The organism is Natrononativus sp. DTA114, assembly GCF_059736515.1.
The window spans coordinates 1,076,616-1,098,358 of record NZ_JCASSN010000001.1 but is presented as its reverse complement, the minus strand read 5'-3'; the positions used below and the strand labels follow the sequence as shown (position 1 = coordinate 1,098,358).

Genomic DNA, 21,743 nt, shown 5'->3' with positions numbered 1-21,743 from the left:
GCACCTCGCTCTTCGCTCTCAGTCGTCGCCGTTCACGTACGACGCTCCGTAGACGATCAACGCGCAGTTGAGACCGATCAGGGCGACCAGCAGTGCTCGTAAATCCTCCGTGACTCCGGTCGCGACGGCCGCCAGCGACCCGATACCGAGAAGTGCTAGTCCAACCGCCAGCAGGCGGTCGAACCGCGGATCGTATTCGATCGAGACGAGTTCCTCGACCCGTTCGCCCGTTCGCTGCCGCCGCTCGCGGTACCGCTCGGCGCCGGGATCATTCTCGGGGACCTCGCGAACCCCGAACGCCAGCAGCTCCCGGTACCCGACGCGGGCGTTCGCGATCGTTCCACAGGTGAACGCGACGAACAGCAGCACGACGACGGCGACCCCGGAGCCGAGCGCAGCTGCCGGCACTGCCAACAGGCCGGCGAGGATCGCGCCGACCGCCGCAAGTCGTTCGAATCGAGTCGGGACGGAGTCCACGTTGCCCGCCCCTCTCGTATCACAGTAGAAGGAGTTTCCGTTCTCGAGCCGACTCGGCCGATGGCAGATCCCGGCTCGGGTACCGGGTCGCCGGCAACGAACTCTGGTCCCGTCGGTGATCGCTACCTGTGCACGTCTTCGATCCCCTTTCGGCCGTAACGGCTCCCCGCGCCGTTTTGGAATCGCTTCCGAACTGGCTGGCGGCGGTCGTCGTCCTCCTCGTCGCCTAGTACGGTTCGAACCATGGGGCGGGCGAAGTATCCCGCACAACCCAGGGCGTTCATCGAGTCGTCGCCGACCACGGCTTCCTGCTGGATCTCAACTCTGAGTCGAACGCCCCTACCTGCCGCGAGTGATGTGCTCTGCTATTCACGAAGCGGTCTGGGGAACGCTCGAGGACGCGAACGTCGAGATCGCCTCCCCCCCGCATACGCACCTGATGTTCGACGAGACGAGCGGCACCGCACGAGTCGCGTCGACCGCGCCCACACGGACCTCCGAGGTGAGAGCCGAGTCCAGCGACCACGCAGATTGAGCGCCGTCAGCGCTCGAAGACGCCGCCAGCCGTCTCGATCGCCCGCCTGAGCGAGTTGGGGTCGGAAACGGCGAGCAGGTGCGCCTCACAGTCGCAGTCGGAGGCGCCGACCCCCGGGACGGGATCGCCGGGGAGGTCGGTTGCGAGGGGGCACTCGCAGTCGGCACCGGGGAACAGGACGACCGCCTCGAGAGCCGTCTCGGAGTGACCGAGCAGGTAGTCGACGTGCCAGTGGCGGACGTCTCGGTCCCCGCCTGCGAGTTCGCGGTGGCGCTCGACGCGGGCGAAGCCGCCGGGCCCGAGCGCGCTACCGACGTAGACGTAGGTTCCCTCGAGAGAGAACTCCCCGAGTGCGCCGATCTCGAGGGAGAGCGGACGAGGAACATCGAGACAGAGGACGTACGTGCCGCAGGCCATAGTGGGGGTACGATGCCCCGGGAAGAAACCTACCGGATTCGAGTCGGCTCAGGCGAGAATATCGAGCAGGGCGACGGCGCCGACTCCCACCCGGACCGCCGTCGCGACGGCGCCGTGTCGGTCGATCCACTCCCTGCCCGTCGGCGAGAGGGTTTTCAGCAGCGAGAAGACCATCAGCACGAGGCAGGCGACGGCGGCGACCGCGTACCCCTGCACGAACACCACGACCGCCGCGAGTGCGGCCGCACCGGCCCCGAGAGCCCCAGAGAGGTCGTTGTCGGTCATCGTCGACAGCTTTCGATCGACGATAGTTAGCTGTTGTGCGCCGTGGCCGTCGCGGATCGCCGTCACTCGGGGCTTTTTCACCCCCGCGGACCCACTCTCGAGCGATGAGCGACACCGCCCTGGTGATCGGCGGCACCCGATTCATCGGCCGACACACCGTTTCGGAGCTGCTGGCCCACGACTACGACGTCACGATATTCAACCGCGGGAACCACGAGAACCCGTTTTCCGACGACGAGCGGGTCGCCCATATCGAAGGCGACCGGACGAACGACTCCGCCCTGGAGGCCGCCGCGAGCGAGACCGACCCCGATATCGTCATCGACTGCGTGGCGTACTACCCGCGGGACGTCCGCGCCGCGACGGAAATCTTCGCCGATTGTGAGGGGTACGTCTACATCTCGAGCGGCGACGCCTACGGCCGCGAGGAGATCCCCAAACGGGAAGGGGAGACGCCGATGCGCCCCTGCAGCGCCGAGCAGGCGACGGACGACTCGAGCGACACCTACGGCAACCGCAAGGCCGAGGGCGACCGCGCCGTCTTCGCGGCGGCCGAGAGCGGGGTCAACGCCTGCTCTGTCCGCCCTTGCATCGTGTATGGCCCCCACGACTACACCGAGCGGCTTGACTTCTGGATCGACCGCGTCCTCGAGTACGACCGCGTGATCGTTCCCGGCGACGGCACCAACGTCTGGCACCGCGCCTACGTCGAGGACGTCGCGAGCGCGCTCCGGATCGTCGCCGAGGAAGGCGCGGCGGGCGAGGTGTACAACGTCGGCGACCGCCGCCTCGTGACGCTCGAGGAGATGGTGAACCTGATCGCCGACGTCGCCGGAACGACCGTCGACGTGGTCCACGCCGGCCCGCGGGAACTCGAGGCCGTCGATCTCTCCGCGGAGGACTACGTCCTCTACCGCGACTACCCGCACGTCCTTTCGACTGCGAAACTTGCGGATCTGGGGTGGGAGTCGACGCCACTTGAGGAGGCGATGGAACGGACCGTCGCGGAACACAGAGAAAGCGACCGCGACGGGAGCGAACACGACCCCGGCCGGGAGGCGGAGGAGCGCGTGCTCGGGATTCTGGACACGCTCTGACTGGATGCCACGCAGCCCGGTTATTTTCCCCAGAATTGTGAAAAGCCAGTCGGGTGTTGGAAACGCTCCAGGCTGCTCGACGTTACGCCGACGAGTCTTCGAAATACCGATCCTGCGGGGAGAGCGACACCTCGTAGACTTCGTACTGCGTTTCGCCGTACTCGTCGACGTGGCTGATCGAATACTCTCTCGGGATTTCCTCGCTGAATTCGATGGACAATCGATAATGAAAACCGGGCGTATACACCGCTAAGACGGTATCGCTGTCCCGTTTCGTAATTCGCATCTCCACGTCGAGTTCGTAGCTCGACTCAGACGGCTCGAGGTCGAGTTCACCGACCGACAGCGAGTGTCTTCGATCCCCGTTCGTCACGTATCCCATGATGACGATCCGGTTTCGGCCTGCCGCGAAATCGACCGACGACCACTCCGCGGGCTCCGGATAGACGGTCTTCTCCAGGTGCGTGTACTCCGTTCGGAGAATATCGTTATCGTGACCCATACCCAGAATTGGGTGTTCGATTGACAAAATCATGTAGCTCTCGAAATTTATCAGGGATGAGGCGGCCACCCCCGGTATGCAGTAACGTCAACCCCGGCGGCGGGCCGAGCGGTCGCGCGGCCGCCCGCGTCGGGACCCGAAGCCGGCCGCCAGTTCGCCTTCATCCGTCCGTAGCAGACTCGTCGCCGTCCGGCTCGTAGCCGTACGCCTCTCTGGCCGCCTCGAGCGACAGCTTCCCCAACTCCAGATCCCGTTCGATCGCCGTGCGGTCGCGCGCCGCGGGATCGCCGTAGCCGCCACCGCCCGGCGTCCGGATGCTCACGACGTCATCGGGTTCGAGGGTCCGGGCCGTCTTCGCGTCGATCGACTCCTCCTCGCCGTTTCGGAGCAGTTTGTCGTCACCGGGCGCCCCGTCGGAACCGCCCTCGATCCCGTAGGGGCCGCGTTTCCGGCGATCGGCGAGCAGGCTAAAGGCCGCCTCGTGGTCGCGCACGCGGATGTCCCGCCGGAGGCCGAGACCGCCGCGGAACTCGCCCGCGCCGCCGGTGTCGGGGCGGTACTCGTAGCGCTCGACCGAGAGCGGGTAGGCCGTCTCGAGCACCTCCGCCGGCGTGTTCATCGTGTTGCTCATGTGGACGTGGACGCCGTCCATCCCGTCGCCGCCCGCCCGTCCGCCGAAGCCGCCGCCCTGGGTCTCGTAGAAGGCATACGGCGTGTCGTCTCGGGGATCGATGCCGCCGAAGGTGACGTTGTTCATCGTCCCCTGGCAGGCCCCGATCGCCCGCTCGGGGACGACTTCGGCGAGCGCGCCGAGGACGACGTCGGTCACCCGCTGGGAGACCTCGAGGTTGCCGCCGACGACGGCGGCGGGCGGGCTGGCGTTGACCACGGTACCCTCGGGGGCGTCGATCTCGATCGGGCGGTAACAGCCCTCGTTCGGCGGGATGTCCGGATCGGTGAGACAGCGCACCGCGTAGTAGGTCGCCGACGCGGTGACGGCGAAGACGGCGTTGACCGCCCCCGCGACCTGGTCTGCGGTGCCGCCGAAGTCGACGGTGATCTCCTCGCCGTCGATCGCCACCGCCGCCCGAATCTCGATGTCGCGGGCTCCCTGCCCGTCGTCGTCGAGGGTATCGGAAAACTCGTAGGTCCCGTCGGGAAGCTCGGAAATCGCCGCGCGCATCCGTCGCTCGGAGTAGTCCTGGATCTCCCCCACGGCGTCGGTGAGCGTCTCGAGACCGTACGTCTCGGCGAGGTCTCCCAGGCGCTCGCGGGCGGTCTCGTTGGCCGCCTGCTGGGCGCGCAGGTCGCCGCGGCGCTCGTCGGGCGTGCGGACGTTCGCGAGGACGAGGTCCATCACGTCCGCGTCGACCTCGCCGCCTTCGAACAGCTTCACCGGCGGGATGCGGATTCCTTCCTGGTAGATCTCCGTCGAGTCAGCCGCGACGCTGCCGGCCCGCGAGCCGCCGACGTCGGCGTGGTGGGCGCGGTTGGCCGCGATGGCGATCAGTTCGCTGTCTCGCGGTTCATCACCGCTCGAATTTTTCGAGGCGCGTTGCGCCTCGCGTTCGTAGTAGACGGGCGTCACGAGCGTCAGGTCCGGCAGGTGCGCCCCGCCGCGGAACGGGTCGTTGACCAGCACGGCGTCGCCGGGCGAGAGGGCTTCCGGTGGGTAACGCTCGAGCGCCGCCGCCACCGAAAACGGCATCGCCCCGAGGTGGACCGGCATGTTCTCGGCCTGACTGATCATGTCGCCGTCGGCGTCGAAGACGGCACAGGAGCAGTCCCGACGCTCCTTGATGTTCGGCGAGTACCCGGTCCGAATGAGGTTCGCGTTCATCTCCTCTGCGATCGCCGCACACGCGTTGCGGATCACCTCGAGGGTGACCGGATCGACGCCCCCGGCATCAGCGCTGCCGGCGTTTCGGCCGTCGGAGTCGCTCACCGCGCCACCTCCGTGTCGATGGCGATCGTGCCGTACTCGTCGACGCTCGCCGTCTGCTCGGGGCGGATGACGACGGTGCTTTCTGCGCCCTCGACGATCGCCGGCCCCTTGAGTTCGGCATCGATGGGGAGTTGCTCCCGGTCGTAGATCCGCGTTGCGTGGGGGGTGCCGCCGTAGACGACCGTGCGTTCGCCACTGATCGCGTCGTCCGGCTCATCCGTTCTCACGGCGGCAGCGGCGAGATCCGGCGTTTCGACCAGCCCGCGTGCACGCAGGCGGACGGTGACCAGTTCGAGGGGTTCCTCGGGCGAGGCGTGGCCGTACCGGCGCTCGTGTTCGGCGTGAAACCGGGCGGCAGCACTCTCGAGCGTTTCTTCGTCGAGTTCCGCGTCGGGAAGGTCGATCGTGAGTTCGAACGACTGGCCGACGTAGCGCAGATCGATCGCGCGTTCGATCTCGATTTCCGCGTGCTCGAGTCGGTCTCGTCCTTCCCGCTCGAAACGCTCGAAGGCGTCCGCAAGCTCCTCGAGCGAAATCTCCTCCCGGCGGCGCACCATCGAGGTGCTGAAGTCGTGGACCAGGTCGGTGATGAGCAAGCCGAGCGCCGACAGCACGCCCGCGCTCGCCGGGACGAGCACGCGAGGAACGTCGAGAGAGTCGGCGAGGGCGGGCGCGTGCAGCGGGCCGGCGCCGCCGAAGGCGACCAGCCCGAACTCGCGGGGGTCGTGGCCCCGCTCGACGCTGACGACCCGGAGCGCCCGCTCCATGTTCGCGTTCGCAACGTCGAGGATTCCCTGGGCGGCCTCCTCCGTGCTCATCCCCAGGGGATCGGCGATCCGCTCGCGGACGGCGCGCTCGACGGCGTCGACGTCGGCCTCGAGTTCCGCCGCGAGGAAGGCGTCGGGGTCGAGTCGCCCCAGCAGGAGCTGTGCGTCGGTTACGGTTGGCTTCTCGCCGCCGCGGCCGTAGCAGACGGGGCCGGGAACCGCACCCGCCGAGCGGGGGCCGACGCGGAGCGCGCCGCCCGCGTCGATCCAGGCGATCGATCCCCCGCCGGCGCCGATGGTGTGGACGGCGATCATCGGGACCCCGACGGGGTAGTCGCCGACCTCGACGTCCGTCGAGACGACCGGTTCGCCGCCCCTGACGAGCGAAACGTCACAGGAGGTGCCGCCCATGTCCATCGTGAGCACGTCCTCGGCGCCGGCGAGTCCGGCGACGTGGGCCGCACCCTGGACGCCCGCCGCCGGTCCCGAGAGCAGGGTGTTGATCGGGCGCTCTCGAGCCCGTCCGGCGTCGATGATCCCCCCGTTCGACTGCATGATCTGCATCGCCGCCGGCACGCCGAGGGCCTCGACGCTCGTCTCGAGGCGGCCGATGTAGGCGTCCATCACCGGCTTGAGCGCCGCGTTGAGCGCCGTCGCCAGCGTTCGCTCGTACTCGCGGATCTCGGGGAGCACTGCGCTCGAGCGGGAGTAGGAGACATCGATGCCGGCCGCTCGGAGGAGTTCTTCGACGCGGCGTTCGTGGTGGTCGTTCTCGAAGGAAAACAGGAGGGAGATGGCGACGCTGTCGACGTCCGCGGCGGCGATCTCGTCGGCGACCGTCCTGACGCTTTCCTCGTCCAGGGGCGTCCGCGCGGCGCCGCGCTCGTCGAGTCGCTCAGTCACCTCGTACCGGCGGTCGCGCTCGACGATCGGCGTCGGCTTCGCCGCATCGAAGTCGTAGATGTCGGGGCGGGCCTGGCGGCCGATCTCGAGGGCGTCCCCGAATCCCTCGGTGGTCACCAGCGCGGTGTCTGCCCACTCGCGCTCTAAGACGGCGTTGGTCGCGACGGTCGTCCCGTGGGCGAAAAAGTCGACGGCCTCGAAGGCGAGGGCGCTCCGGTCGCGGCTCTTCTCGAGACCGTCGACGACGCCTTCGTCGGGGGCGTCGGGGGTCGACGGTGTCTTGACGACCTCGAGGGTGCCGTCCCGAAGGGTGACGACGTCGGTGAACGTCCCGCCGACGTCGACCCCGATCCGACTACTGGGGGGTGTCTCGTTCATGGCCGTTCGGTAGGTGGCGACGGTCTAAAAGCTCCGGTTGGCGGTGACGCCGGTCGGACCGTTTCGTTTCGACGGCTACCACCGGAGAGCCGGCGACATGTGTGTGAAATACACCCATGGATATTCGTCCTCTCCCCTCCAACGGAGGGTATGACGCAGCCAACCGACGGACGACCGGTACTGGTCGCCGTCGCGAGTCCCGCCCACGTCGAACAACTGGTTCGAACGGCAGGCGACCTCGCCCGTATCGGCGACGGCATCGTCAGGGTCGTCACCGTCGTCGTCAAATCGCACGAATCGCCGTTTTCGGTGTACGCTGACGAGACGATCGTCGAGCAGTTCTCGGGCGACAGCGAACGGATACTCGAGTCGGCGGCGGCAGTCGCGCCCGAGGACGTTCGGATCGAACGCGACATCGTCGTCGGCCGAACGGTCGCCGACGGTGTGCTGAGCGCGGTCGCGGCCGCCGACGCGAGTGCGCTCGTCGTCGGCTGGGAGCGACGGCGCGGACGGACCGACGCCGTCCTCGGAACGACGGTCGACCGCCTCATCGAGCGTGCGCCGTGTGATCTCTACGTCGAGCGAATCGGCCAGGAGGCAAACGGCGTCGATTCGATCCTGCTGCCGGTCGCGGGGGGACCGCACGTCAGACCGGCTGCGACCGTTGCGAAGGCGATCGCGGCGCGAAACGAAGCGCGCGTCAACCCGCTCTCGGTCGTCGCCACCGACGTCGACGAGGCTGCCGCCCATGAGTTCCTCGAGGAGGCTCGGAGGGCCCTCGAGGAGCTCCCCGGTCCGGACATCCCGATCGAAACGGAGTTTCGGGAGGGCGCGATCCGCGAAACGATCGTCGACGCCACGGATGACCACGATATCGTGGTTCTGGGGGCGACGCGCCAGGGGGCGCTCCACCGCCGGCTGGTCGGCTCAATCGCTCGAGACGTCGTCCACCGGACCGACGGAACGGTAATCCTCGCCCGCGCCGGGGACGCCGTCGGCGGATCGATGCTGGATCGGCTGCGCCAGCGACTCGTCGAGCCGTGACCTCGGCGGCCGCCGACGCGGCCGTGCGTTTCGCCAGCAGCCGCCCCGGTGCCCACCGGCGCGGAGGGAACGTCTTTATGCCTCGTCTGCCTCCGTGGAGACATGTTCGAGAAGACGACGTGGATCCGCCTGCCGCGGAACGTCCTCGTCGGACACGGCGTTCTCTCGCAGGCCGTCGACGCCATCGACGACCTGCACCTCGAGGGACGGCCGCTGTTCGTCACGAGTCCGACGCCGAAGGAACTCGCCGCCGAACCGATCGCCGCCGACCTGGAAGCGCGGGGGATCGACCCCGTCACCGTCACCGTCGAGACGGCGAGTTTCGACGCCGTCGAGGAGGTGATCGACGAGGCGGAGGCCGCGAACGTCTCCTACCTCGTCGGGGTCGGCGGCGGGAAGGCGATCGACATCGCGAAGATGGCGAGCGACCACCTCGGGATCGGCTTTCTCTCCGTGCCGACGGCGGCGAGTCACGACGGGATCGTCAGCAACCGCGGCTCGGTACCGGAGGGGGATACCCGCCACAGCGTCGCCGCGGAACCGCCGCTTGCGGTGATCGCCGACACCGAAATCCTCGCGAACGCACCCTGGGAGCTGACCACGGCGGGCTGTGCCGACATCATCAGCAACTACACCGCGGTGATGGACTGGCGGCTCGCCCACCGGCTCAAAAACGTCGAGTACTCCGAGTACGCCGCGGCGCTCTCGGAGATGACCGCCGAAATCCTCGTCGACAACGCCGACCTGATCCGCCCCGGCGTCGAGGAGTCCGCCTGGATCGTCACCAAGGCGCTCGTCTCCTCGGGCGTCGCGATGTCGATCGCCAGCTCCTCGCGGCCGGCCAGCGGCGCCGAACACCTCTTCTCGCACCAGTTAGACCGTCTGGCGCCCGGCGCGGCCCTCCACGGCCATCAGGTCGGCGTCGGCTCGATTATGACCGCCTACCTTCACGGCGGCGACCGCGGAATCTGGCAGGACATCCGCGCCGCCCTCGAGAGCATCGACGCGCCGACGACGGCGGACGAACTCGGCATCGACGACGACACCGTGATCGAGGCACTTTCGACCTGTCACGCGATTCGCGACCGATATACGATCCTCGGCGACGGGATGGACGAACGGGCGGCTCGAGAGGTTGCGACGCGAACGGGCGTCATCGACTGACCGGCGTCAGCCGAGATCGACCCGCTGGAACCGCCAGAGGCCGGCCAGGAGGGGGAGGACGAGCCACGCGGCCATGATCACCAGCATGACCTCGCCCTCGAGATACCAGGTGTCCCCCGGCATTCCGACATTGGGGAAGGCGAGTGACATCGAATAGGTGTAGGCGATCGTCGGACTCAGCACCGCCTGGACGAAGGCGATGCCCTCGCGGGTAACTTCGAGGCCGAGGAGGTCGGTCAGGACGTAGCTGATCGCGTTCCCGAACACCGGCAGCAGCGTCAGGACGTTCGTAGCGAAGAAAAAACCGATCGCCCGGCCATCGCGCGCGACCGCGATCCCGTCGCGGCGGAGATGCCGATCGCCACGGCGACGTACGTCAGCGCGTAGAGCACCGTCAGCGCGGCGACCCTGGCGAACAGTTCGGCCTCGAGGGAGGGGTACCACGCCAGCGCCATCGCGACGCCGAGGACGAACGCCAGGAGGATCGCCGCCGTGACGATCGCCGCGCGGCTCAGAAACTTGCCGAGGACGACGTCACGGCGGTTGTTCGGGATCGACAGCAGATACTTGATGCTGCCGGACTCGCGTTCGCCGGCGATCGCCAGGTAGGCCGCGACGAGCGCGATGAGGGGGATGATCAGCGCACCGATTCCCATCATCGCGCCGAGCTGGTCCTCGACGCGCGGGGTCGAGATGTTCGTCTGCCCGAAGTAGAACAGCAGGGCCATGAACAGCGCGTAGATTCCGCCAACGAACCAGACCATCTTCGCGCGTCTGGCGTCGAGGAAGTCCTTTCGCGCGACCGCGATGGTGCTCACGGCCCCACCTCCACGGCGGGCGGCTCCTCGGCGGCCGTTCGTCTCTCACCCGTGTAGCTGTTGAACAGCTGCTCGAGCGAGGCGTCCTCGGAGACGATGTCGACGACGCGAGCCGCACGCGCCACGCGCTCGGCCACCTCGATCTTCACGGTCGGATCGGCGCAGGTGACGGTGATGCGGGTTCCGTCGACCGCGACGGCCCGGACCCCCGCGAGGGACTCGAGTTCGAGGCGTTCCGGCACCGCGTCGACCTCGAGGCTGATTGTTGCGCCGAGATCGAGCCCCTCTCTGAGTTCGTCGATGGCCCCCGTCGCCACGAGGCGGCCGCCGTTCATGATCCCGATGCGGTCGCAGACGGCCTCGACCTCCCCCAGGGTGTGACTCGAGAAGAAGACGGTCGTCCCCCGCTCTGCCTCCGTGGCGATGACCTCGCGCATCTCCTGCATTCCCGTCGGATCGAGCCCGGAGGAGGGTTCGTCGAGCACGAGCAGATCGGGGTTCCCCACGAGCGCCATCCCGAAACCGAGTCGCTGGGTCATCCCCTTCGAGTAGCCGCCTGCGGGGCGGTCGGCCTCCTCGGGAGCGAGTCCGACGCGCTCGAGGAGTTCGGCGGGATCGTCGTCGCTGCCCTTGGTTTCGATGACCCACTCGAGGTGTTCGCGCCCGCTGAGGCGGTCGTAGACACTCGCGCCCTCGGGGAGGACGCCGATGCGCTCGCGGATCGCGTCGGTTTCGGCCTGCGCGTCGTAGCCCAGAACCGTTGCGCTGCCGCTGGAGGGGCGAGCGAAGTCGAGGAGCATGTTGATCGTCGTCGACTTGCCGGCGCCGTTCGGACCCAGGAACCCGAACACCTCGCCGTCCTCGATCCGGATGTCGAGGTCGTCGACGGCGAGGACATCCTCGCCGAAGCGTTTCGTCAGGGCGGTCGTCTGGATGGCTGTCACGGGAGTCTGTTTAAACCGCTGATATTTATTTCTGGCTGATGAGTACCCCCGGCTCAGACGGTGACGGTTCGCTGGCCGGCCATCGAGAGGTAGACCGCACCCGTCCCGCCCAGAACGAGGTGGGGCCAGTAGGTCGTGAGGCGGTAGAGCAGTGCGGTCGCGGTCGCGACATCCGCCGTGAGCCCCGCCATCGCGACCAGCAATCCCGCCAGGACGACTTCGATTCCGCCGGTACCGCCGGGGAGCGGGAGGATGCCACCGAACGAGGCCAGCGGCGCACAGGCGAGTGCCAGCACGAGCGGCGCATCGACACCGAGTGCGAGCAGGCTGAAGTACAGCGGGAGGGCATTGACCAGCCAGCTCGTGAGCGCGATCCCGAAGGCGAGGACGAGCGTCTCACGGGCCGCTTTCACGGTCTCGAGGGTGTCGAAGAACCCGGAAACGCGAGCGGTCGCACCCCCATGGTCGCCGGGTAGTCGTGGAACCCTGGCGGCGACTCGTTCCCATCGCCCCGCGAGGCCGAACAGGGCCGTCCGGGCCCACCCCTGGTAGGCGACTGCGGCGACCGTTCCGGCGACGAGGAGTCCTGCGCCGCCCGCGAGCGCGAGACTCGAGAGGAGATCTGCCGGGGTTTCCCCGATCGCGGTGTAGGCCGCCAGTCCGACCAGCGCGACGACGACGCTCGCCAGAAAGCCGAACACCTCCGCGGTGGCGACGACGGCCAGGTTGTCCTCGAACTCCGAGTCTGAGTTGGCCGCGAGCAGGTAGGCCGTGATCGGCGTCCCCGTCGAGCGCCCCCACGGGAGCGCGCTGCGGGCGAAGTACCCGGAGAGAAACGCGGCGACGAGGGCGACGCCGCGGGCGCTGCCGTCTATCGGGACGAGCAACCGCTCGACGAGCAACCCACGCAGAGCGAGAATGCCGAGGCCGGCGACGAGCGCGACCGCGAGCCAGCCGGTGTTCGCGCGGCGGACGTGCTCGAGGACCTGTTCCCAGCCGACGCCGTAAACGAGCAGGCCGACGACCGCGAGCGCGAGGGTGAGGCCGAGCGCTGCTCGTCGGTACTGCATACACGCTCCACGCGCTCACCCCTCTTGAACACCACAGAAACGGAGACTGATGCCGCGGGGCCCGCCGCCGCCGAGGCTCAGACGTGCTCGTCTAAGAATTCCGCGACCGCCGAGTAGGCCTCGATGCGGTTCTCGAGCTTCGAGAAGCCGTGACCCTCGTCGTCGAAGATCAGCTTGCGGACGGGGACGCCCTGCTCGCGGGCCTTCTCGACGATCTGTTCGGCCTCGCCGACGGGAACCCGCGGATCGTTCTCGCCGTGGAGGACGAACAGCGGAGCCTCGAGGCTCTCGATGTTGTTGATCGGCGAAATCTCTTCCAGGAACTCCCGGTCCTCGGCGAGGCTCCCGTACTCGGCCTCGCGGAGCTTTCGGCGCCAGTCGCCGGTGTTCTCGAGGAAGGTAACGAAGTTGGCGATGCCGACGACGTCGACGCCCGCCGCCCAGAGGTCCGGATACTCGGTGAGCGAGGCGAGCACCATAAAGCCGCCGTAGGAGCCGCCCATGCAGGCGATTCGGTCGGGGTCGACGGCCTCGTGATCCTCGAGCCAGTCGACGCAGGCGGCGATATCCGCGACGGAGTCCATCCGCTTTTCGACGTCGTCCAGGCTCTTGTACTCGGCGCCGTAGCCCGAGGAACCCCGGACGTTCGGCTCGAAGTAGGCGTAGCCGCGGTTGACGAGGTACTGCTTGACCGAGGAAAACGAAGGGCGACGCTGGCTCTCGGGACCGCCGTGGATGTCGACCACGACCGGCGTCTCGCCGGCCTCGTACTCCTCGGGGAGGGTGAAAAAGCCGGGGACTGAGAGTCCATCGAAGCTCTCGACGTGGACGAGTTTCGATTCCTGGAACGTCTCCGGGGGAATCCCGGCGGTCGGGGCGTTCGTCCAGCGGGTCGTCTCGCCGGTTTCGATTTCGGCGACGACGACGTTCGTGTTCGTTCGATCGCCGGTGATCGTACACGCGAAGCGTTCGCCGTCCGGGTCGAAACTCACGCCGCCCGCGACGGTGCCCGACGCCGAATCGCCGGCTCCGCCGGGGAGATCAGGTTCGGGAAACGTCTCGAAGGAGGTCGGATCGTCTCTATCGAACTCGCCGACGGTCAGGTCCGTGTATCCCTCGACGTTTCGCGAGTAGACGAAGCGACGACTGTCCTCGTCGAGCGCGATGCCGCCGATGTTCCAGCCGTCCCCGTCGGTGACGGACTCGAACTCGAGGCTGTCCAGATCGAGATAGACGAGTTCGAGGGTGTCGCTCTCGCGGTCGGTGACCAGATACATCCCCTCGCCGTCGGGTGCCCAGACGGGGCTTCGGTGACGGACGTCACCTTCGTGGGGGGTGAGGTGGCGGAACTCGCCGCTCTCGAGGTCGAGGCTATACAGGTCCTGATCGGCGTTGGAGTACGCCTTCGCGACGAGGAGCGTCGAATCGTCGGGGCTGAACCCGGCGACGGTGAGCCAGCCGTCGCCCTCGTGGACGAGTTCGGCCTCCGACCCCGTCTCCTCGCGACCCTGGACGTAGACGTCGAAGACGGCCTCGTCGCGACGGTTCGAGGTGAACGCGAACTGTTCGCCGTCGTGACTCCAGCCGCCCCAGCGGTGTTTGGCGTCGGGCATCGACGTGAGGTTCTCGATCGTTCCGGTACCGGCGTCGAGGCGGAACAGTTGGGCGCGTTCGTTACCGCCTTCGTCCATGCCGAAGGCGAGTTCCGACCGTTCGGGCGACCACGAGGCGAACGTGACGCGTTCCTCGTAGAAGGTTCGCTGTTCGGGCCACCCCCGTGGCTTCTCGAGCGTCCAGATCTGTGAAACACCGGTCGTGTTCATCAGAAACGAGAGTCGGTCGCCGTCGGGGCCGAACGAGGCTCCATTAGCGCTTCTGATGTTGAGATAGCGTTCGATGTCGTACGTTGCCATGGCTCGCCTATATCGATTCGAAACAGTAATAGTTTCGTTCGAGGCTGTTTCTCGAGGGGGCACGTAACTCCCTACTGCCGTCGCTCCGACGCGGTAACATTCGATGTCGCGTTCGTTTCGCCTGATCTGTTCGTCCGTGAATCTCCCTGTAGAGTGGTTTTGTCGCTGGTTTCGAGGGTGACCGAATGTATACCACCGGGTACCGGTGCAACGATCACCGGCCGATGCAAGGCGGAATTCATCGGCCGCAAGAGGTTATATTTCTCATCGTTTTATTCAACCGTTTTTTCTCCGATCAGATCCCTTCTAACGGCGCTGTGGGCGGTCGCTGTCCGTTGTGCATAACAAAGGCTGGGCTGCACGTTGGCTCTCATTGGCGGTAGACATGAGAGACAAATCACGACCCGGGGAGCGGGTAGCGGACTCAAAACGAGGGAAGCCGTGGTTGACCGTTCTCCTCACGATACTCGTCGTCGTGGGGATGACGGTCAGCGTGGGTGCATTCGGACTGGCGACCACCGAGGAGACCGACCTCGAGGCACTGCAGGTCACGTACGACTGTGCTGACGACGGCGGTGAGATCACGGTCACGAATCCGAACGACGTCGCCGTAAACGTAACGCTCAACGAGAGCGTCGACGACGAAATGGCGGATGACGTCGAGGAGGACGAACTCGTGGACGAGGATGTGGTGTACGAACTCGAGATCGAGATCGACTGCGACGACGAGGAACGCGACGACGCCGAGGAGCCAGTGAACGTCACCGAAGTCGTCGAGGCGAACGACGAGTTCGCGTTCTCCGAACTGGCGGACGGAGCGTACCACCTTACGGCCGAACACGAGGACCGTCCCGTCGCACTCGAGTTCGTGGTCGACAAGCCAGCGGAAGCATCGACCGAGAAACCCGCAGCGGAACCAGTCGAGAAGGAAGAGCCGGTGGAGAAGGAGCCAATGGAGGAACCGGTCGAGAAGGAAGAGCGGGTTGAGAAAGTCGAGAAGGAAGAGCGGGTTGAGAAAGAAGAACCGACCGAGAAACCCGCAGCGGAGCCAGTCGAGAAAGAAGAACCGAGAGAGGAGCCAGTCGACAAAAAGGAACCAGTCGAGAAAGAAGAACGAGTTGAGAAAGTCGAGAAAGAACCGGTGGAGAAGGAGCCAAAGGAGGAACCGGTCGAGAAAGAAGAGCCGAGAGAGGAGCCGGTTGAGAAGGAAGAGCCGGTCGAGAAGGAGCCAAAGGAAAAACCAATCGAGAAAGAAGAGCCCAAAGAGAGGCCTGACAAAGACGAGAAGGAGGAGAAAACGACCGGGCTGAAAGACAAACTCGAGGAGAAGAAAGACGAGATGAAGATCAAGATGGCGACCGTGTGAGCGGCTCCGCCGCGATGATCGATCTGGGGCGCTGACGGGGCACATACTGCTCCGTTCGAGCGATCTGGACCAATTCTCTGATCCCAATCAGGTGCGCGTTTTTGAGCGAACGGACAGGGAAAGTCAGTCGACCTATCCCCCCGAAAAATCCCATTGCTCGCCGACTCGAGCGAGCAGACGATAGCGCCTCCTGTCGTCGCAGTTCCGACTTCTCGAGGCGGCCGCATCACCGATGGAAACAGATAGAATTTTTGTACTTCCACTAAGAGTGACGGACTAGATGCGCCTCGCGTTCGTCTCTCTCGATACGGTCCACCACCGACGGACGGAGACGAACGAGCGATTCCAGACGGTCCTCGAGATCCTCCGGGACCGTGGCCACGAGATTCACCTTTTCTGTGCGCGGTTCTGGTCCGGCGACCACCGAACGTTCGAGCGCGACGGCATCGTCTACCACGGCCTCTCGGCGAGCCCCGAGGCTCGCCGGGCGTTTCTGTGGCGGCTTCCGATCGCGGTTCGGTCGGTCGGTCCGGACGTGGTCCACGCACGCGCCGAGCCGCCGGCGCAGGTGGTCGCCGCTCGTGCGGGTGCAACGTTCGCCCGCGTTCCGCTGGTCGTCGAGTGGTACGGCGACAGCGGGATTCCGGACGACCGCTGGCACCGACTCGCGGCCGGTCGCCCCGAGCGGATCGTTACTCCCTCGAGGCTCGTCGCCACCTGGGTCCGCGAACGGGGAGCGAGCGAGGAGCAGGTCGCCGTCGTTCCGACCCCGATCGACCTCGAGCGGATTCGGGGGATCGATCCCGGGGAGGCTACCGAGGTCGTCTACGCCAGACGCCTCGACGAAGAGGCGAACCTCGAGAGCCTGCTGCTCGCACTGGCCGAACTCCGCCGACGCGACTGGAGCGCGCGGATCATCGGTGACGGTCCCGAGCGGGACACCTACGAGGGGCTGGCGCGTGATCTCCGGATCGACGACCGGATCACCTTTACCGGCGAGGCTACCCTCGAGGAGCGGATCGCCAGCTATCGGGGTGCACACGTTTTCGCCCAGACGGCGACCCGGTGTGTGTTTCCCAACGAGTTGTTACGGGCGCTGGCCTGTGGCTGTGTCGGAATCGTCGAGTACCACGCCGACTCGAGCGCCCACGAACTCGTCGAGGGACGCGAGCGCGGCTTTCGAACCACCAGCGAGGCGGAGCTAACGAACGCGATCGTCGAGGCCGGCGGGCTGGAGGGGCGCGACTACGACCCCGACTTCGAGCCGTTCGATCGGCGGTCGGTGAGCGAGCGATACCTCGAGACGTACAGGGGGCTCCGCGCCGAGTACGGGCTGCTGTAGGCGACCCGACCGGTCACGCGGCCCGCTCTGCAGAGTACTCACTCAGCGCTACGCCGAGCGCGCCGCCGATTCCGACACCCATCGCGATTCCGGCCCCGAGAGTACCCGTGGCGGCGCCGAACACGATTCCGAGGCCGACACCGATCGCGACCCCTAGCCCGAGCTCCGATACGTGTTCCATGATAGCACATCACCGCTTTGCCTAATCATAGTATCCTCTAGTTGTGGCTCCGAACTGCTGGAAAGAACCGCTATCGGAGAGCGCGCTACTTTTCGAACCGTTCCGGCCGCCGCGTCGCGAGTGCCGTTCGGACGGCCGCCACGTTTTCGGGAACGTCGTGAACTCGAACGATGTCCGCGCCGCGATCGGCTGCCAGCGCCGAGGCGGCCACCGTCGGCGCGAGCCGGTCGCCCGGATCGGCGCCGACGCGGTCGAACATCGACTTCTGGGAGTGGCCGACGAGTATCGGGCAGCCGAGTGCACGCAGTTCGCCGAGTCGGTCGAGCAGTTCGAAGCTCTCTCGAGGCCTCTTTCCGAATCCGAGACCGGGATCGACGACGATCCGGTTGCGGTCGATTCCCGCCTTTTCGGCCAGCAGCACCCGCTCCGTGAGTTCGTCGATGACGTCAGTGACCACGTCGTCGTACTCGATTTCCTTTCCCGGAACGACGGGTGCGTCGATACTGTGCATCAGGATCAGCGGGGCGTCGGAGGCGGCGACGACGAACCGCATCTCGGGATCCTCGAGTCCGGAGACGTCGTTGACGATGTCCGCGCCGGCCTCGAGCGCCGCCTCGGCGACGGCGGCCTTCCGGGTGTCGACGGAGACGAGTACGTCGCGGTCGGCGAGCCCGTCGATGACCGGCACGACGCGTTCGATCTCCGCCTCGACGGGAACCGGGTCGGCGCCCGGTCTGGTCGACTCCCCGCCGACGTCGACGATGTCGACGCCGGCCGCGAGCATCGATTTGGCGCGCTCGAGGGCATCGTCTGTGGCAGCGTACTGTCCGCCGTCGTGGAAGCTGTCAGGGGTGACGTTCAGAATGCCCATGACGGCAGTCCCGTCCTCCCACGGGTAGGTCGCCGCGGCGGGCGTCGGCTCGAGGCCGAGCGTCTCCCGTAGCTCGTCGGCGACGTCGGCGAGTCCGTTCGGAGCGCGCTCGAGTCGACCGACGAGCGCCTCGAACTGTGCCACTGTTCCCATCATGATGGCGTCGACGCGCTCGTCGTCGCGGTCGAGTCCCGATCGCACGCAGTCGCCGCCGACTCCCACCAGCTCCCGCTCGAGGCGGATCGCCTGCCGGCGCTGGAGGCTCGTCTGGATCACGCGGTGGACGGCCTCACGTCCGGTTCGGGGCACCGCCTCGGGTTCGACACCGATGTCCGCGAGCGCCGCCGCCGCGTCCTCGAGATCCCTGACCTCCCTCGGGATCGACGTTCGGGTCCATCGGCTGCGGGCCTCGGCGACGGCGAACAGCGAGCCGGTGACGAGCACGCAGTCGTCGGGACCGGCGTTTTCGAGGGCGCTCGCCAACGCGTCTTGTACCGCTGACTCCGTCCGGACGTTGTCGGCGCCGGCCCGCTCGAACACCTGTGCCAGCACCGCCGGCTCCTCGCTGCGCTCGAGGTCGGGTTCGCAGGCGACGACCGCATCGGGCGTCGGCAGCGCGGCGGCCATCTCGCGGTGGTCCTTGTCGTGCATGGCGCCGACGACGAGCGTGAGATCCGAGTACGAAAAGGACGCGAGCGTCTCGGAGAGCCGTTCGCAGGCGCCGGGGTTGTGCGCGCCGTCGAGGACGACCAGCGGTTCGGTCTCCATCACCTCGAAGCGACCCGGCCAGTGGGCGTTTCGGAGCCCTCGCTCGAGGTCGGTGCCCGAGACGTCCGTAACCTGGCGGGCGAGGGTCGCGGCGATCCCCGCGTTCTCGGCCTGGTGCTCTCCGAGCAGGGGGATCCGTGCCTCGAGGTCCCAGTTGCCGCCGTGAACGGAAACGGCGGCCTCGGTGTGATTCGTCCGGCCCTCGTAGGCGACCGTGACGTCCGCGTCCGTACTCGAGCCGACGGTGACGACCTCGCCGGCGACCTCGCGGGCGGCCTCGAGCGCGGGTCCGGATACCCCCGTCACGAGCGGCGCGTCGGTGGGGGCGACGTGGGCCTTGTCGCGGGCGATCTCCTCGACGGTGTCGCCGATGATCCCCGTGTGTTCTAAGGTGACGCTCGTGACGGCGCTCGCGATCGGATCGACGACGCTCGTCGCGTCGAACTTACCGCCGATGCCGACCTCGAGGACGGCGACGTCGACGTTCTCCCGGTCGAACTGCCACAGGGCGAGGGTGGTCATCGCCTCGAAGAACGTGGGAGACTCGCCGTCGGCAGCCCGCTCGGTCACGTACTCGTGTGAGCGGTCGACGAACGCCGCAAGCGCCGACCGCGGGATCTTGCGGCCGTCGACTCGGATCCGCTCGCGGACGTCCTCGAGATGCGGCGAGGTGTAGAGGCCGACGGAGAGGCCGGCCTCTCGCAGGGTGGACTCGAGCATCCGCGCCGTACTCCCCTTGCCGTTCGAGCCAGCGATCTGCACGACGTCGAGGTCCTCGTGTGGGTTCCCCAGGTGGTCGAGGAACTCCGCGGTCGACTCGGTGCCCGGTTTCGGCCGGAACCGGCGGAGGCCGAAGAGGGTGTCGGCCGCCTCGTGATACTCCATATCCGAACCACTGAGTCCGACCGCTTTAGGGTGTCGGAGGCGCCCCGGATGCGGCCCGTCATAATTCTACTGTCAGATTCCGATTTTATACGTGAGTAGGATTTTGCAGAAGACGGTTTTTGTGGGTTGCAATACCCGATGTCGTAACTTTCGTGATTTCCAACTGGTGACAACTAGGAAACATTTATGCACCCCTGGTCGAATCGTAGTCACTGTATGGCACACGAACTGGCAATCGGTAGCCGCGGACAACTCTCGAGTTTCGAAATCACGGTCGACGGTGCATTGGGTGTCGTTTCCGACGATCCGGCTGCGGAGACGCTGACGACGTCCGGCACGACGATCGAAGGAACGATCAACGGCACGGATCTCCGCGTCGAGTTCTCCGGTCGGGTGACCGACATCACGGTGTTCGACGGCGAGACAGCCGTCGAAATCGACGGCGAAGCGGTCGATCCCGTCAACTACTGCAGCTAGCGGAACGACTCGAGAGCCTGGGAAGGGTTCTGTCGGCGTCTCTCGGCGCCGCACTCGAGACGACGATTTTTTGCAGTGCGTGCGCCCGCCAGCGACGACCGCAAGAGGCGGCTACCGCTCGACCTCGAGTTCGTCGCGCCACGGCCACGGCCGCTCGTCGCCCCACGGCCAGTTGTCGACCGCTTTCATCCCGACGTCGAAGCCGCCTGCCTCGGTCGCCTCGCGGATCTCCGACTCGTCGACGGGGTCGACCGTTCGACCGGCTTCGGCGAGACGGGCTAGCCCCGCCGCACAGGAGATCGCGAGTTCGCGCAGGTCCCGGGGGTCGAGTTTGTCGAGGGTGTCGCCGTGGGTGTGCCCCCAGCCGCGTCCGTCGTCGTCGCGGACTGAGACGCCCTGGGCGGCCGGAACGCCGCGCTGGGCGAACGGCCAGTGGTCGCTGTGGGGGCGAATCGTCTCCGAGACGGGGATCTCGAGGTTGTATTCGTCGGCGACCTCGGCGAACGCGTCGCCGATCTCCTGGAAGCCGTGGTGGTAGACTTTCAGGTCCCGGGAGTAGCCCACGCCGTCGACGTTCACCACGCACTTCACTCGCTCGAGGTCGTGGGTGTGCGACCAGTAGTACGAGCCGTAGAGGCCCGTCTCCTCGGCACCGAAGACGACGAACCGCACCCGGGTCTCGAGATCGTCCTCGATCGCCTTCAGGATACGAGCGGCCTCGACCGCAATGGCGGTGCCGGCACCGTTGTCGTTCGCGGCGGTGCCGACGTCGTGGCCGTCGACGTGAGCGGTAAACAGCACCTCCTCGTCAGTGTCGGGGCCAACGACGCCCTCGACGTTTCGCGAGGTGGCGGGTTCGGTGCGGCAGACGACGGAGAGCGTCGCTTCGACGTCCCCGCGCTCGCAGTAGCGAAGCAGGCGGTCGCCGACCTCCTTGCTGACGCCGACGGCGGGAATTTCCGCCTCGCGGTCGATTTTCCCGACGTCGCCCGTCGGCGGCAGACACCCCTCGACGTGGTTCCGAAAGAGGAACGCCTCGGCGCCAGACTCGGCGGCGTAGCCGTACTTCTCGCCCCGGTGGACCCAGCGGCCGTAGTCCTCGGGCGTGAGGCTGTAGGCCATCGCGATCTTGCCGGTGAGGTCGAGGCCCTCGAAGTCCTCCGGGACACCGTAGCCGACGTCGACGATCTCACCCGTCACTTCGCCCGCGGGCGTGCCGGGCAGTTCGACGAGTTCGTGGGAGCGCTCGAAGCGCTGTGAGGGATCGCGGGCGTGCAACTCGAGTGAGCACTCGCCGCGCCACCACCCCGGAATCGGGAACTCGGTGTCGGTGACGTCCGCCAGGCCGCTCTCTTCGAAACGCTCGCGGACGTACTCGGCGCCGCGGCGTTCGCCCTCCTGGCCGGGCATGCGGTTGTTCAGGTCGACGAGATCCTCGAGCAGTCGCCAGCCGACGTCGCTGCGGTAGGCCTCGCCGACGACGTCGTTCGGAAGTCGGGTCATGGCTCTCGCAATTCGAGCGCCACGTGTTGACTATTCGGATACCCGGAACGCCTCGCCGGCTCTCGGTCGATGGCCGCAAAAACGTGAGCCC

The 21,743-nt window shown here is 66.9% G+C and carries 21 protein-coding genes; 7 read left to right on the top strand and 14 right to left on the bottom strand.

Going from position 1 to position 21,743, the window contains the following annotated elements:
* Nucleotides 1-18 precede the first annotated feature (18 nt).
* Nucleotides 19-477: a hypothetical protein gene (locus tag AC6I6S_RS05745; RefSeq protein ID WP_497948777.1), complete on the bottom strand. Its 459-nt coding sequence runs from the start codon at nucleotides 475-477 to the stop codon at nucleotides 19-21.
* A 355-nt stretch (nucleotides 478-832) separates the two neighbouring features.
* Between AC6I6S_RS05745 and AC6I6S_RS05740 the strand changes: the two genes are divergently transcribed.
* Entirely contained in the window at nucleotides 833-1,012 is a 180-nt protein-coding gene (locus AC6I6S_RS05740) for a hypothetical protein (protein WP_497948776.1), read from the top strand.
* Nucleotides 1,013-1,018: 6 nt separating this feature from the next.
* Here AC6I6S_RS05740 and AC6I6S_RS05735 read toward each other — a convergent pair whose 3' ends face one another.
* Nucleotides 1,019-1,429 (bottom strand): GIY-YIG nuclease family protein, encoded by a 411-nt coding sequence (locus AC6I6S_RS05735; RefSeq protein ID WP_497948775.1) that lies wholly within the window; start codon nucleotides 1,427-1,429, stop codon nucleotides 1,019-1,021.
* Between the two features lie 48 nt (nucleotides 1,430-1,477).
* Nucleotides 1,478-1,780 (bottom strand): hypothetical protein, encoded by a 303-nt coding sequence (locus AC6I6S_RS05730; RefSeq protein ID WP_497948774.1) that lies wholly within the window; start codon nucleotides 1,778-1,780, stop codon nucleotides 1,478-1,480.
* 38 nt (nucleotides 1,781-1,818) lie between these two features.
* On the opposite strand from AC6I6S_RS05730, the gene AC6I6S_RS05725 reads away from it, so the two are divergent.
* Complete coding sequence (locus tag AC6I6S_RS05725) at nucleotides 1,819-2,811, top strand: NAD-dependent epimerase/dehydratase family protein (protein WP_497948773.1); 993 nt, start codon at nucleotides 1,819-1,821, stop codon at nucleotides 2,809-2,811.
* Nucleotides 2,812-2,893: 82 nt separating this feature from the next.
* Here AC6I6S_RS05725 and AC6I6S_RS05720 read toward each other — a convergent pair whose 3' ends face one another.
* From AC6I6S_RS05720 to AC6I6S_RS05710, 3 genes are all read right to left on the bottom strand, one after another.
* Nucleotides 2,894-3,313 carry a hypothetical protein gene (locus AC6I6S_RS05720; RefSeq protein WP_497948772.1) on the bottom strand — a complete coding sequence of 140 codons (420 nt, stop codon included), beginning with the start codon at nucleotides 3,311-3,313 and terminating at the stop codon, nucleotides 2,894-2,896.
* 160 nt (nucleotides 3,314-3,473) lie between these two features.
* The gene (locus AC6I6S_RS05715) at nucleotides 3,474-5,258 is read right to left on the bottom strand and encodes a hydantoinase B/oxoprolinase family protein (protein ID WP_497948771.1); all 1,785 of its coding nucleotides are present in this window, start codon (nucleotides 5,256-5,258) and stop codon (nucleotides 3,474-3,476) included.
* Nucleotides 5,255-7,306 (bottom strand): hydantoinase/oxoprolinase family protein, encoded by a 2,052-nt coding sequence (locus AC6I6S_RS05710; protein WP_497948770.1) that lies wholly within the window; start codon nucleotides 7,304-7,306, stop codon nucleotides 5,255-5,257. The genes AC6I6S_RS05715 and AC6I6S_RS05710 overlap by 4 nt, the downstream gene beginning before the upstream one ends.
* Nucleotides 7,307-7,456: 150 nt before the next feature.
* On the opposite strand from AC6I6S_RS05710, the gene AC6I6S_RS05705 reads away from it, so the two are divergent.
* Both AC6I6S_RS05705 and AC6I6S_RS05700 read left to right on the top strand, forming a co-directional pair.
* The gene (locus AC6I6S_RS05705) at nucleotides 7,457-8,350 is read left to right on the top strand and encodes a universal stress protein (RefSeq protein ID WP_497948769.1); all 894 of its coding nucleotides are present in this window, start codon (nucleotides 7,457-7,459) and stop codon (nucleotides 8,348-8,350) included.
* A 102-nt stretch (nucleotides 8,351-8,452) separates the two neighbouring features.
* Nucleotides 8,453-9,514, top strand: coding sequence for an NAD(P)-dependent glycerol-1-phosphate dehydrogenase (locus AC6I6S_RS05700; protein ID WP_497948768.1), 1,062 nt, complete (start codon nucleotides 8,453-8,455; stop codon nucleotides 9,512-9,514).
* Between the two features lie 6 nt (nucleotides 9,515-9,520).
* Here AC6I6S_RS05700 and AC6I6S_RS05695 read toward each other — a convergent pair whose 3' ends face one another.
* The 5 genes from AC6I6S_RS05695 to AC6I6S_RS05675 all read right to left on the bottom strand — a co-directional run bounded on the left by AC6I6S_RS05695 (nucleotide 9,521) and on the right by AC6I6S_RS05675 (nucleotide 14,259).
* On the bottom strand, nucleotides 9,521-9,781 hold the full coding sequence (locus AC6I6S_RS05695) for a hypothetical protein (RefSeq protein WP_497948767.1): 261 nt from the start codon (nucleotides 9,779-9,781) through the stop codon (nucleotides 9,521-9,523).
* 11 nt (nucleotides 9,782-9,792) lie between these two features.
* Entirely contained in the window at nucleotides 9,793-10,332 is a 540-nt protein-coding gene (locus AC6I6S_RS05690) for an ABC transporter permease (protein WP_497948766.1), read from the bottom strand.
* Nucleotides 10,329-11,276 (bottom strand): ABC transporter ATP-binding protein, encoded by a 948-nt coding sequence (locus AC6I6S_RS05685; protein WP_497948765.1) that lies wholly within the window; start codon nucleotides 11,274-11,276, stop codon nucleotides 10,329-10,331. The genes AC6I6S_RS05690 and AC6I6S_RS05685 overlap by 4 nt, the downstream gene beginning before the upstream one ends.
* A gap of 53 nt (nucleotides 11,277-11,329) precedes the next feature.
* The gene (locus AC6I6S_RS05680) at nucleotides 11,330-12,346 is read right to left on the bottom strand and encodes a lysylphosphatidylglycerol synthase transmembrane domain-containing protein (RefSeq protein ID WP_497948764.1); all 1,017 of its coding nucleotides are present in this window, start codon (nucleotides 12,344-12,346) and stop codon (nucleotides 11,330-11,332) included.
* Nucleotides 12,347-12,423: 77 nt separating this feature from the next.
* Nucleotides 12,424-14,259 (bottom strand): S9 family peptidase, encoded by a 1,836-nt coding sequence (locus AC6I6S_RS05675; protein ID WP_497948763.1) that lies wholly within the window; start codon nucleotides 14,257-14,259, stop codon nucleotides 12,424-12,426.
* Nucleotides 14,260-14,596: 337 nt separating this feature from the next.
* Between AC6I6S_RS05675 and AC6I6S_RS05670 the strand changes: the two genes are divergently transcribed.
* Together AC6I6S_RS05670 and AC6I6S_RS05665 are read left to right on the top strand one after the other, a co-directional pair.
* On the top strand, nucleotides 14,597-15,625 hold the full coding sequence (locus tag AC6I6S_RS05670; RefSeq protein ID WP_497948762.1) for a hypothetical protein: 1,029 nt from the start codon (nucleotides 14,597-14,599) through the stop codon (nucleotides 15,623-15,625).
* A gap of 280 nt (nucleotides 15,626-15,905) precedes the next feature.
* The gene (locus AC6I6S_RS05665; RefSeq protein ID WP_497948761.1) at nucleotides 15,906-16,967 is read left to right on the top strand and encodes a glycosyltransferase; all 1,062 of its coding nucleotides are present in this window, start codon (nucleotides 15,906-15,908) and stop codon (nucleotides 16,965-16,967) included.
* A 13-nt stretch (nucleotides 16,968-16,980) separates the two neighbouring features.
* On the opposite strand, the gene AC6I6S_RS05660 is transcribed toward AC6I6S_RS05665, so the two are convergent.
* Both AC6I6S_RS05660 and folP read right to left on the bottom strand, forming a co-directional pair.
* Entirely contained in the window at nucleotides 16,981-17,148 is a 168-nt protein-coding gene (locus AC6I6S_RS05660) for a hypothetical protein (RefSeq protein WP_497948760.1), read from the bottom strand.
* An 85-nt stretch (nucleotides 17,149-17,233) separates the two neighbouring features.
* On the bottom strand, nucleotides 17,234-19,672 hold the full coding sequence (gene folP, locus AC6I6S_RS05655) for a dihydropteroate synthase (protein WP_497948759.1): 2,439 nt from the start codon (nucleotides 19,670-19,672) through the stop codon (nucleotides 17,234-17,236).
* Nucleotides 19,673-19,888: 216 nt separating this feature from the next.
* Between folP and AC6I6S_RS05650 the strand changes: the two genes are divergently transcribed.
* Nucleotides 19,889-20,149 carry a hypothetical protein gene (locus tag AC6I6S_RS05650; RefSeq protein ID WP_497948758.1) on the top strand — a complete coding sequence of 87 codons (261 nt, stop codon included), beginning with the start codon at nucleotides 19,889-19,891 and terminating at the stop codon, nucleotides 20,147-20,149.
* Between the two features lie 111 nt (nucleotides 20,150-20,260).
* Here the strand turns inward: AC6I6S_RS05650 and AC6I6S_RS05645 are convergent, their stop codons facing one another.
* A complete protein-coding gene (locus AC6I6S_RS05645) occupies nucleotides 20,261-21,652 on the bottom strand; it encodes a M28 family peptidase (RefSeq protein WP_497948757.1) in 1,392 nt (463 codons plus the stop codon).
* Nucleotides 21,653-21,743 lie beyond the last annotated feature (91 nt).

Coding starts and splice junctions, on each gene's coding strand:
- AC6I6S_RS05740 (WP_497948776.1), top strand. CDS start 833: ATGTGCTCTGCTATTCACGAAGCGGTCTGGGGAACGCTCGAGGACGCG.
- AC6I6S_RS05735 (WP_497948775.1), bottom strand. CDS start 1,429: ATGGCCTGCGGCACGTACGTCCTCTGTCTCGATGTTCCTCGTCCGCTC.
- AC6I6S_RS05725 (WP_497948773.1), top strand. CDS start 1,819: ATGAGCGACACCGCCCTGGTGATCGGCGGCACCCGATTCATCGGCCGA.
- AC6I6S_RS05720 (WP_497948772.1), bottom strand. CDS start 3,313: ATGGGTCACGATAACGATATTCTCCGAACGGAGTACACGCACCTGGAG.
- AC6I6S_RS05710 (WP_497948770.1), bottom strand. CDS start 7,306: ATGAACGAGACACCCCCCAGTAGTCGGATCGGGGTCGACGTCGGCGGG.
- AC6I6S_RS05705 (WP_497948769.1), top strand. CDS start 7,457: ATGACGCAGCCAACCGACGGACGACCGGTACTGGTCGCCGTCGCGAGT.
- AC6I6S_RS05700 (WP_497948768.1), top strand. CDS start 8,453: ATGTTCGAGAAGACGACGTGGATCCGCCTGCCGCGGAACGTCCTCGTC.
- AC6I6S_RS05680 (WP_497948764.1), bottom strand. CDS start 12,346: ATGCAGTACCGACGAGCAGCGCTCGGCCTCACCCTCGCGCTCGCGGTC.
- AC6I6S_RS05675 (WP_497948763.1), bottom strand. CDS start 14,259: ATGGCAACGTACGACATCGAACGCTATCTCAACATCAGAAGCGCTAAT.
- AC6I6S_RS05665 (WP_497948761.1), top strand. CDS start 15,906: ATGCGCCTCGCGTTCGTCTCTCTCGATACGGTCCACCACCGACGGACG.
- AC6I6S_RS05660 (WP_497948760.1), bottom strand. CDS start 17,148: ATGGAACACGTATCGGAGCTCGGGCTAGGGGTCGCGATCGGTGTCGGC.
- folP (WP_497948759.1), bottom strand. CDS start 19,672: ATGGAGTATCACGAGGCGGCCGACACCCTCTTCGGCCTCCGCCGGTTC.
- AC6I6S_RS05650 (WP_497948758.1), top strand. CDS start 19,889: ATGGCACACGAACTGGCAATCGGTAGCCGCGGACAACTCTCGAGTTTC.
- AC6I6S_RS05645 (WP_497948757.1), bottom strand. CDS start 21,652: ATGACCCGACTTCCGAACGACGTCGTCGGCGAGGCCTACCGCAGCGAC.